Genomic DNA, 1,464 nt, shown 5'->3' with positions numbered 1-1,464 from the left:
CCTAATTCTTTCGCAAAACCTTTTACAACTGTATTCACTCGCCACGTACCGTCACGAGCAATCATCATTAGAAAACACTCATCATGATCTAAAGAAAGTTCATCACGGGTTAAATCAACATCAGTCGTGTATGGTTTTGTTATAACGTTATTTAATAATTGTATGCCCATTTTATTAGTAAAAATCATATCCTCTTTTTCTATAGACCAGTCTAATAATAATGGAGTTACTTTGAATTTACTCCAGCCTATTTGTACTGATTCATTTTTATTTATTCCGTCACGCTTCACCCATTTCCCTTTTGCAATCACACTTATTGGAACCGGATTTTCTTTACTTTCCAAAATATTAATATTAGCAATTCTACCTGTCGCAATCGATCCATGTAGATGTTCCATATTATAATAATAAGCGATATTATAGCTTGCCATATGATAAGCATCTATTATTGGCACTCCTTGTTTTATCGCGGTAGATATCATTACGTTTGTCATTCCATTTTCATAAAACGAAGGATGTGAGCCATCTGTAGTAAGAATGAATCTATCAAACTGTTTTACTCCTAGTTCCAACAATTCTTTCAGTAACACTTCTAAATCTGGGCGGATTGAAGAATTTCTTAGGGAAACCATGTAACCTTGCATAAGACGAGCGAAAGCTTCCTGACCTGTCATCGCCTCATGATCACAATCTGTACCTAACAATTTTAATTTTGCTAACGTTGCTTCAGATGCCCCTGGGAAATGTCCTTCTACTTTTTTCTGTAATCGCTTCGTTTCCTGTACCCAAGTTAGCATTTCATCATCACCATGTAATAATTTTGGCCACGCTGTTAGCTCGCCACCTTGAAGAACTGCTTTATGCTTAAGCCATTCTATTATTTCTTCACGATTAAATAAAGATTCCCCGTTTTGCAATTCAGTTTGTCCATCAAAACGGCACCACCAATACATACTAGCTGGAATCTTTTCAAATTCATCTAATAAACGAAATGCTTCTTCACGTTGTGATGTGAAAAATAAAGTTAAATTATCGTTAATAAAAGTCGTCGTCCCAAATTGCATCGCATAATTCGCTAAAGTTTCTGGATTGTATAATTGATAAGGATGTGCATGCGGTTCTATGTAACCAGGAACTACATACTTTCCATCACAATCAATGACTTCACATTCTTGTAGTTGCGCCGGTAGTTTTTCTCCTACATAAATAAGACGATCATCATAGATCCAAATATTTGCTTGTACCCACTCGCTCATATAGGAATTTAAATAAGTTGCATTCTTCAATAAAATGTTCGGACTTCTTTTGCCATCTATTACTTCAACATGTTCTCGTAATTGCTTGTTACTCCATCTAAACTTATTTTCTCCCATTGAATTTCACTCCACATCAATTTACTTTTATTTATTAAAATAAAAACAATTAACTAACTAAAGTATTCTCCATCCATAACTCCCCTGTATA

1 protein-coding gene is annotated in these 1,464 nt (G+C 34.8%); it reads right to left on the bottom strand.

Features of this window, described 5'->3' with window-relative positions:
* The coding region (locus tag KI369_RS27215; protein WP_212958699.1) for an amidohydrolase family protein at nt 1-1,373 on the bottom strand (1,373 nt) is incomplete at its 3' end.
* Nucleotides 1,374-1,464 lie beyond the last annotated feature (91 nt).

It is taken from the genome of Bacillus sanguinis, from assembly GCF_018332475.1.
Taxonomy (GTDB): domain Bacteria; phylum Bacillota; class Bacilli; order Bacillales; family Bacillaceae_G; genus Bacillus_A; species Bacillus_A sanguinis.
The sequence above is the reverse complement of the archived record's forward strand: the minus strand, read 5'-3'. Positions and strand labels throughout refer to the sequence as shown.